General features: G+C 67.1%; 10 protein-coding genes. 7 read left to right on the top strand and 3 right to left on the bottom strand.

Going from position 1 to position 8,086, the window contains the following annotated elements; translation table 11 throughout:
• From Q7V15_RS13555 to Q7V15_RS13540, 4 genes are all read left to right on the top strand, one after another.
• A partial coding sequence (locus Q7V15_RS13555; protein ID WP_304756239.1) for a cold-shock protein occupies nucleotides 1–188 on the top strand: 188 nt, incomplete at its 5' end.
• A gap of 134 nt (nucleotides 189–322) precedes the next feature.
• Nucleotides 323–571, top strand: coding sequence for a hypothetical protein (locus Q7V15_RS13550; protein ID WP_304756238.1), 249 nt, complete (start codon nucleotides 323–325; stop codon nucleotides 569–571).
• Between the two features lie 34 nt (nucleotides 572–605).
• Nucleotides 606–884 (top strand): hypothetical protein, encoded by a 279-nt coding sequence (locus Q7V15_RS13545; protein WP_304756237.1) that lies wholly within the window; start codon nucleotides 606–608, stop codon nucleotides 882–884.
• A gap of 36 nt (nucleotides 885–920) precedes the next feature.
• Nucleotides 921–3,410 carry a vitamin K epoxide reductase family protein gene (locus tag Q7V15_RS13540; RefSeq protein WP_304756240.1) on the top strand — a complete coding sequence of 830 codons (2,490 nt, stop codon included), beginning with the start codon at nucleotides 921–923 and terminating at the stop codon, nucleotides 3,408–3,410.
• 16 nt (nucleotides 3,411–3,426) lie between these two features.
• On the opposite strand, the gene Q7V15_RS13535 is transcribed toward Q7V15_RS13540, so the two are convergent.
• Both Q7V15_RS13535 and Q7V15_RS13530 read right to left on the bottom strand, forming a co-directional pair.
• Complete coding sequence (locus Q7V15_RS13535) at nucleotides 3,427–3,777, bottom strand: cytochrome c (RefSeq protein ID WP_304756236.1); 351 nt, start codon at nucleotides 3,775–3,777, stop codon at nucleotides 3,427–3,429.
• Nucleotides 3,778–4,041: 264 nt separating this feature from the next.
• Nucleotides 4,042–4,665, bottom strand: coding sequence for a LysE family translocator (locus tag Q7V15_RS13530; protein WP_304756235.1), 624 nt, complete (start codon nucleotides 4,663–4,665; stop codon nucleotides 4,042–4,044).
• A gap of 119 nt (nucleotides 4,666–4,784) precedes the next feature.
• Here Q7V15_RS13530 and Q7V15_RS13525 point away from each other — a divergent pair, with 119 nt between their 5' ends.
• The 3 genes from Q7V15_RS13525 to Q7V15_RS13515 all read left to right on the top strand — a co-directional run bounded on the left by Q7V15_RS13525 (nucleotide 4,785) and on the right by Q7V15_RS13515 (nucleotide 7,356).
• Nucleotides 4,785–6,278: a PAS domain S-box protein gene (locus tag Q7V15_RS13525; protein WP_304756234.1), complete on the top strand. Its 1,494-nt coding sequence runs from the start codon at nucleotides 4,785–4,787 to the stop codon at nucleotides 6,276–6,278.
• Nucleotides 6,271–6,873 (top strand): response regulator FixJ, encoded by a 603-nt coding sequence (fixJ, locus tag Q7V15_RS13520; protein WP_304756231.1) that lies wholly within the window; start codon nucleotides 6,271–6,273, stop codon nucleotides 6,871–6,873. Before Q7V15_RS13525 ends, fixJ begins: the two co-directional genes overlap by 8 nt.
• A gap of 108 nt (nucleotides 6,874–6,981) precedes the next feature.
• Entirely contained in the window at nucleotides 6,982–7,356 is a 375-nt protein-coding gene (locus Q7V15_RS13515) for a response regulator transcription factor (RefSeq protein ID WP_304756230.1), read from the top strand.
• Between the two features lie 3 nt (nucleotides 7,357–7,359).
• On the opposite strand, the gene Q7V15_RS13510 is transcribed toward Q7V15_RS13515, so the two are convergent.
• A complete protein-coding gene (locus Q7V15_RS13510) occupies nucleotides 7,360–7,962 on the bottom strand; it encodes an NAD(P)H-dependent oxidoreductase (protein ID WP_304756229.1) in 603 nt (200 codons plus the stop codon).
• Nucleotides 7,963–8,086: the final 124 nt, after the last annotated feature.

Genomic DNA, 8,086 nt, shown 5'->3' with positions numbered 1-8,086 from the left:
GGTTTAACGGCCAAAAAGGCTTCGGCTTCATTCAACCGGACGACGGCGGCGCTGACGTCTTCGTTCACATTTCGGCCGTGGAACGCGCCGGCATGGCCTCCCTGCATGAGGGCCAGAAGCTTGGCTTCGAAATGCAGCGTGACGCCCGCAACGGCAAGATGTCGGCGGCCAATCTGCAAGCGGCCTAAACCGCTTCAGATTTCAGAACGACAGAAGGGCCGACGCTTGCGTCGGCCCTTTTTCGCGCCTGCGCGTTGGCCTCAGGCGGAGCCGTCGGGACCGACCCACGTTGTCCTAACGAGAACTTCGCCAGGAGCCATGCATGACAACCCAATGGGTGATCGAAGTCCGACTGGGCCTGCGACCGGACGCCGAACCCCTCCGTCGGCGGGTCATTGAGGCCGCCAGCGAGGCCGAGGCCCTGCGCGCCGTTCTGGCGGAAGCCGAGGCCGACCTGGCCGACGCCAAGGCCGATCTCGATGGGGATGGTCAGGAAGAGGTCTTCGCCCGCGCCGAGACCGCCGGAGGTCATAGCGAACATCACCGGGGCGAAGAAGGTCATGGCCAGTGACGGAACCTGCCGGGCAAGCGCGGGTTCATGCCTCATGACCCACCCGCTTCAGACCAAGGACGATCAGTGGCGCCAACGGGACCACAACGCCGCCGTTCCCGTATTGGACCCCGGGGCGGCGCCGGCCTCGGCTGACGCAGAGGCTGGCGGCGCCCACGCCCCTCCCCCCAACCCGCAGCACCCTGTCAGGGACGACCTGCCCACGCGGCCCGATCCTGGAGCGCCAGGCGTGCGTCTGCCGCCCAACCTTTGGGTGATCGCCGCCGGGGCGCTGGTCGTGACCCTGGTCGTCGCCGCCCTGTTCAGCCTCTAGCGCCGGCCCCCAGTCCGAGGAGCCTCGCCCTTGGCCATGCCGCCAACCGCCGCCGGCGATTCTCGATCGCCCACCTCCAAGCCGCTTGTTCTGATCACCGGCGCCGCAGGCAATCTGGGCGCCGCCCTCGCCGCCGGATTGGCGGATCGATATCAGGTGGTGGGCCTCGACCTGGAAGGGTCTGGCCAGGACTACCCCCTGATTGAGGCTGACCTGACCTCCGACGACTCTGTCGCCGCAGCCCTGTCACAGGTGCGCCGCGACTACGGAGCGCGCTTGGCCAGCGTCATTCACCTGGCGGCCTATTTTGATTTCACCGGCGAAGATCACCCCCTCTATCAAGGGCTGAACGTCGAGGGCACAGGGCGGCTGCTGGGCGTGTTGCAGGATTTCCAGGTCGAACAGTTCATCTATGCCAGCACCATGCTGGTGCATGCCCCGGTCAGCCCCGGCGAACGCCTGGACGAGACCCAGCCCCTCGACCCCCAGTGGATCTATCCCCGGTCCAAGGCCGCTGCGGAGGCTGCGGTGGCGGAGAACGCCGGGTCGATTCCCTTTCTCCTGCTGCGGCTGGCGGGCGTCTATGACGACAGAACCGCGGTCCCGACACTCTCCCATCAGATCGCCCGGATCTACGGTCGGGACCTGGAGAGCCACCTCTATTCCGGCGATACCGAAGTCGGCCAGTCCATGCTGCACAAGGACGATATGGTCGACGCCTTCGTCCGCGCCGTGGACCGCCGTGACCGCCTGCCTGGGGGCGCCGCCATCCTGATCGGCGAGGCCGAGGCGGTCTCCTATCAGGACCTGCAGGATCAGATCGGCCAGCTGATCCACGGTGAGGACTGGCTGACCCTGCAAGCCCCCAAGCCCATCGCGGCAGCCGGCGCCTGGGCTCAGGAGAAGCTGGAGGCGGTCATTCCTGACGCCCTCGACCAGGGGGAAAAGCCATTCATCCGGCCCTTCATGGTCCAGATGGCCGACGACCACTACGCCTTGGACATCGGCCTTGCGGCCAAGCTGCTGGACTGGCGCCCCCGCCATCACCTGAAGGACGAACTCCCCCACCTGATCGCCGCCCTGAAGGAGGATCCCGAAGGCTGGCGCCGGGCCAATGGCGTACCGGTCCCGGCTTGGATGGAGGCGGCCAGCGCCAAGTCTCTGGACGCCGAAGATGTGCGCCGGCGCCATGAGACGGCCTTCAACGTCGCCCACGGCCGCCAGCGGTGGGCCCAGATGGTCGTGATGGGGCTAGGCGCCTGGCTTGTGGCGACACCGCCGATCATCGGGCTGGACGATGCGGGGCTGACCCTCAGCCAGGTGATCAGCGGTCTGGCCCTGATGACGCTGGGCGTCCTGGCGCTGAATCCCCGGCTGTGGCTGGCCCGGTGGGGGGCTGCGGCGGTGGGCCTATGGGTGATGGTCGCCCCGATCCTCTTCTGGTCCCCCTCCTCCGCCGCCTTCCTGAACAGCATGCTGGTGGGCGGGCTGACCATGGGGCTGGCCGTCGGCTTCCGGCCAGACGCCGGCGTCTCACCTGTGGCCGAACTGTCTGGCCCCGCGACGCCGCCCGGCTGGAGCTACAATCCCTCAACCTGGGCCCAGCGCCTGCCGATCATCGCCCTGGCCATGATTGGCCTGTTCGTCTCGCTCTACATGGCCGCCTATCAGCTCGGCCACATCGACAGGGTTTGGGACCCGTTCTTCGCGGGGGGGCCAGACCCAAGGAATGGAACTGAGGCGGTCATCACCTCCGACGTCTCGCGGGCCTGGCCTGTGCCGGATGCTGCGGTGGGCGCCCTCGTCTACGCCCTGGAGATCGTCACCGGCCTGGTCGGCTCACGGCGACGCTGGCGCACCATGCCCTGGCTGGTGATCGCCTTCGGCCTGCTGATCGTGCCCCTGGGCGCCGTCTCCATCGCCTTCATCATCATCCAGCCGATCATCATCGGGACCTGGTGCGCCCTGTGCCTGATCGGGGCGGCGGCCATGCTGCTGCAGATCCCCTATGCGATGGACGAATTGCTGGCGAGCCTGCAGCTCCTGGCGCGACGCAAGCGGGCCGGCCAGCCGGTTCTGCGGACCCTCCTGATGGGTGACACCGATGAGGGCGACCCTGAGCCTGAGGCCGACCCGTTCGACCGCCCGCTCCCCGTGATCATCAAGGACATGGCGTCTGGCGGCGTGAGCCTGCCTTGGAACTTGGCCCTGGCCGCTCTGATCGGCGCCTGGCTCATGTTCACAAGGCTGACCTTGGACGCCGAGGGGATGGCCGCCCATGCCGACCACGTCATCGGCGCCCTGGCCTTGACCGTGGTGGCCATCGCCGCCGCCGAGGTGACCCGCACCGCTCGCCTGGCCCTGCCCCTGTTGGGAACAGCGCTGATCGTCAGCGCCTTCACCTTCGAAAGTTCAGCCGCCCACACCACAGCCGGGGTGATCTGCGGCCTCGCCCTCATCGCCCTGGCCTTCCGGCGGGGCCCCATTGGCGAATCTTATGGCGGCTGGAGCCGCTGGATCCACTAGCCGGAAACGCGCACGGCTATTGCGCCCTGGGCTCCAGGGACTCGATGTAGGCGACGATGTCGGCCGTCTCCGCGGCGGTCATGTAGATCGGTGGCATTTCCCCGTGACCTTCCCGGGCGATCTGCGCCAGGGAGCGCTCCAATCCGATGGCGGTATGGCGCATTCGCACGCTGGCGAAGGGCGGCGCCACCGCATTGGCGCTGTGACCCACATAGCCGACGGCATGGCATCCGGCGCAGGACCGCGTGACGAACTGGAGTCCGCGCTCTGCGGCTGGACTCAGGGGGTGAGACGGTGGTCCCGGCTGCGGGGTGGCGCAGGAGGCGAGCGCGCCTGCAAGGCTCAGGATGATGAGGATGTCACGCATGGCCGGTCTCCGCAGTGTGGTCGCCCAACCCTTCTATCCTAGTTGAGCCATGGCCGCCCTGCCGCCTCCGTAATCCTACCTAGGCGCCAGACCGGAATTTTCCCCCAAGAACTCCGCCCTGATGCTCCGTCTGGTCAGAGAGGAGCAACATCATGACTGCGCACGATCTTTATCTGGGCCTGGTGCTCGCCACCTTCGGCGCCTTCGCCTTCACCCTCTTTGCGGTGAGCAACTGGTCGAACGGCGGAAAACGCTAGAACCCCCTTATCCTCCGCGGGTGCTCCAGGCCACCCAGCCCGCCACCGCCACAAGCCCAAGCGCGAAGGCGGCCTGCACCTGGGGCGCCCGGTCGGCCCTGGTCGCCCAACCATAGGCCCGCGCCCCAAGGGCGACGATGGCGGTGTGGATGACCACCGAGACGCTCAGGTGCATGACCCCCAGCAGGAGGAAAGCCTGCAGAGGGTTCTGAGCCTGCGGCGGCGCGAAGCTTGGCAGCACGGCCACATAGAAGATCAGCGCCTTGGGGTTCAGCAGATTGGTGAGGAAGCCACGGCGGACATCGCGCCAGTCCCCGGCCGATAAATCCTCGATTTCGGCGGACGCGCCCCGTCCCCGCCAGCCGTCCCAGGCCAACCAGAGAAGATAGAGCACCCCGCCCCAGCGGAGGCCCTGGTAGAGGACAGGCTGAGCCACCGCTAGCTGCGAGAGACCAGCCGCGGCCGCCAGCATGTGGGCGCCAAGCCCAAGGGTCACGCCAAGCACCGTCAGCAGGCCCGCGCCCCAGCCACGACGCGCGCTGACCAGGGCCAGGTAACCCATGTTCGGCCCTGGCGTCAGCTCGATCAGCACCGCGGCCAGCAGGAAGGACGCCCATCGGAATTCGTCCATTGTCGCAGCCTCCCCAGGGGCCTGGCGCGCGCGCCAGACCGCATCAGCCCACCCCTCTGGCCGGCAGGCTTACTCCATAAGCTTGCCAAGCGCCGCGCCCCCTTCTACCGCATGTCCCCATGCACTGGCTGACTTGGCAAAGCGTCGCAGCTCGGAGGCCGGCCTGGACGGGCTATGTGTGGGCCGCCGGCGCCACCGCGCTGTCAGCCGCCTTCTATGTGGCCATCCTTCCCCTGGTGGGGGAACGCACGATCTATCTGATTTTTCTGCCGGCCGCGGTGGTCGGCGGCCTCATGGGCGGCGCGGGGCCTGCGCTGCTTGCGACCTTCGCCGGCATGGCCTGTGTCTGGGCCCTGGGGGGACACGCCGCCTTCGCGGGCGCCGCCAACCAGGTGGACAGCCTGCTTTTCGTCATCAGCGGGCTGGCCATCGCCGTGGCCGGCCATCACCTGCAGCGGCGCACCCTCGAGGGGGCCGAGGCAATCCTGCATCTGGCCGAGAGCGAGGCGCGCCTCCGCTCCATCCTGGAGACGGTCCCCGACGCCATGATCGTCATCGACGATCATGGACTCATGCGTTCGTTCAGCGTGGCGGCCGAACGGCTGTTTGGCCTGCGCGCCGACGAAGCCATTGGCCGCAACGTCTCGGCCCTCATGCCCAGCCCCTACCGCGAACAGCATGACAGCTATCTGCAACGCTACATGCAGACCGGCGAGCGACGGATCATCGGGATCGGCCGGGTCGTGGTCTGCGAACGCAAGGATGGTTCGACCTTTCCGATGGAACTGGCTGTCGGCGAGATGGAGACCGCCGGAAAACGGTTCTTTACCGGCTTCGTCCGCGACCTTACCGAACGTCAGAGCACAGAACGGCGGGTTCAGGACCTCCAGTCCGAACTGGTGCATGTGTCGCGCCTCACCGCCCTGGGCGAGATGGCTTCGGCCCTGGCCCACGAATTGAACCAACCCCTTTCGGCCATCGCCAACTACATGAAGGGGTCCGAGCGGTTGCTGGAAGCGCCGGAACTCGACCGCGACAAGATCAAGGGCGCCCTGTCCAGCGCCACAGAGCAGGCGTTGCGCGCTGGCCACATCATCCGGCGACTGCGGGACTTCGTGTCCAAGGGCGAGTCAGACCGACGGATCGAGAATCTGCCGCAGCTTCTGGAAGAGGCCGGCGCCCTGGCGATGATCGGCGCCAAGGAACGTGGCGTTCGTCTGCGCTTCCAGCTCAACCACGATCTTGATCTGGTCCTGGTGGACAAGGTGCAGGTTCAGCAGGTGCTGCTGAACCTGATGCGCAACGCGATCGACGCCATGGAGGCTACGCCCACCCGAGAACTCACAGTCGCCACCTATGCGGCGCCAGAGGACATGGTCGAGGTGTTGGTCGCCGACACCGGGCCCGGCATCGCCCCTGAAATGGCCGATCAGCTCTTCCAGCCTTTCGTCACCACCAAGCCGCAAGGTATGGGTGTCGGCCTGTCGATTTCGCGAACGATCGTCGAGGCGCACGGGGGGCGTATCTGGGCCGAGCCCAATCCCGACGGCGGCACGGTGTTCCGTTTCACCCTGCGCGCAGTTCGGCGTGAGGATCTGGAGTCTGATGACTGAGTCTGTGGTTCATGTGATCGACGACGACGAGGCGATGCGGCAGTCCCTCGCCTTCCTGCTGGATACCGCCGGATTGAGCGCCCAAACTTATGAGTCCGCCCAGCAGTTCCTGGATAGCCTGGATACGGCCACGGCTGGGGTCATCGTGACCGACATCCGCATGCCTGGCATGTCCGGCCTGGAACTCGTTCGACGGTTGAAATCCATGGGCTCAACCTACCCCGTGATCATGATTACGGGCCACGGAGATGTGCCCCTGGCCGTAGAGGCCATGAAGGCCGGCGTCGTGGATTTTCTGGAGAAGCCCTTCGAGGAGGACGCGCTCCTGACGGCGATCCGCAACGCCAACCTTCCTGCGGAAACCAGCAGCCAGGACCCGGAGCGCGAGCGCATTCGGACCATTCTGGAGAGCCTGTCCCCGCGCGAGCACGAGGTTCTCGACGGGGTGGTCGAAGGCAAGCTCAACAAGGTGATCGCCCACGAACTGGGCATCAGTCCGAGGACGGTTGAGGTCTATCGGGCCAATGTCATGTCCAAGACCGGCGCCCGAGGGCTCTCGGAGCTGATCCGCATGGTGCTGCTGGTCCGGAGCTGAGACGCCAGCCGATCTGGTCGGGTTTGAGTTGCATCAAGGACGAGGCTGGGAGCGCCCCTAGATTGGACGCTCCCGTCCCGCGCCCTGTGACCCATGCTTCCAGAGACCATGACCCTGATCCGCCCGGCGCCCATGGTCGTTCTGCTCGACGATGACGCGGCCCTGCGTCAGGCGCTCACCTTTTCCCTCGAAATCGAAGGCTACCGTGTCGAGTCCTGCGCCACGGGCGAGGAGTTGGTGGCGCAGATCCTGCCCGATCGCGACGCCTGCCTGGTGCTCGACTACCGCCTGGAGGGCATGTCCGGCTTGGATGTCCTGCAGACCCTCCGTGATCGGGGGGTTCGCCTGCCCGCCATTCTGATCACCAGCAACCCGGCCCCGGCCGTGCGGGAGCGGGCCTCCCAGCTACAGGCGCAACTGGTGGAAAAGCCGCTCCTGGGCGATCTGCTGCTCGGCCATATCCATCGAATCCTGCCCCTCTGACCCTCAGGCCGCCGCGGCCCCCAGGCGGCGCATCCGGGCGAGCCAGCGCAGACGCTGGGCCGGGTTGGGCGATTCGACGGGGCCTAGGGCCATTTCGCGGACAGGCCGGTAGCCCGAGATCCAGAGAAAACCTCGACTGACGCACTTCAGCCCATGGGCGAAGAACACCAGCCGAAACACGAAGCCTGGCATTCCCATGGTGACCACCACACGGGCCGAGCGCCCCGCCAGCAGTCCCTTGACGCCCCTGGCCTCTCCCGGCGCCGCCAGGGCCACCCCATAGCGGAAGACCTGCTCCAGAAACGCCTTGAACGCCGCAGGGGGAGCGCCGAGCCACAGCGGGTAGATCAGGACCAGATGATCGGCCTCGGTTACGGCGGCCTGGACGTCGGCGACTTCCGCGACGGCCGGCGCCATGAAGTCCGTCTGCGAGGTGATCGGCGGCCAGGCCAGCGCGCCGACCTCAATCCGCCGAACCTGATGGCCGGCCGCCTGGGCGCCTTCGGCATAGGCGCTCGCCAGGCCCGAGCATAGCCGGTCCGGTCGGGGATCAGGATGGCCGTTGATAAGCAGGATCTTTCGCGCAGACGGGGCGGTGGCGTTCATGGGCTGTCTCCTGAACGTCGACCCTGGGCCAGGCCCACCTGCCCTCGCCTTGATTAGGGTCAAGGCCGGCGACGGCCCGAAAGGCCACCAAGGCCTGAGGCGCCGCCCCTCGCCGGTCGGCCAG

The organism is Phenylobacterium sp. (genome assembly GCF_030651755.1).
Lineage (GTDB): Bacteria > Pseudomonadota > Alphaproteobacteria > Caulobacterales > Caulobacteraceae > Phenylobacterium.
This window is presented reverse-complemented; position numbering and strand designations above follow the sequence as displayed.

Bases quoted from the DNA above. Each gene is read 5' to 3' on its own strand.
- Q7V15_RS13535 (WP_304756236.1), bottom strand. From the start codon at position 3,777: ATGCGTGACATCCTCATCATCCTGAGCCTTGCAGGCGCGCTCGCCTCC.
- Q7V15_RS13540 (WP_304756240.1), top strand. From the start codon at position 921: ATGCCGCCAACCGCCGCCGGCGATTCTCGATCGCCCACCTCCAAGCCG.
- Q7V15_RS13550 (WP_304756238.1), top strand. From the start codon at position 323: ATGACAACCCAATGGGTGATCGAAGTCCGACTGGGCCTGCGACCGGAC.
- Q7V15_RS13525 (WP_304756234.1), top strand. From the start codon at position 4,785: ATGCACTGGCTGACTTGGCAAAGCGTCGCAGCTCGGAGGCCGGCCTGG.
- Q7V15_RS13515 (WP_304756230.1), top strand. From the start codon at position 6,982: ATGACCCTGATCCGCCCGGCGCCCATGGTCGTTCTGCTCGACGATGAC.
- Q7V15_RS13510 (WP_304756229.1), bottom strand. From the start codon at position 7,962: ATGAACGCCACCGCCCCGTCTGCGCGAAAGATCCTGCTTATCAACGGC.
- fixJ (WP_304756231.1), top strand. From the start codon at position 6,271: ATGACTGAGTCTGTGGTTCATGTGATCGACGACGACGAGGCGATGCGG.
- Q7V15_RS13545 (WP_304756237.1), top strand. From the start codon at position 606: ATGACCCACCCGCTTCAGACCAAGGACGATCAGTGGCGCCAACGGGAC.
- Q7V15_RS13530 (WP_304756235.1), bottom strand. From the start codon at position 4,665: ATGGACGAATTCCGATGGGCGTCCTTCCTGCTGGCCGCGGTGCTGATC.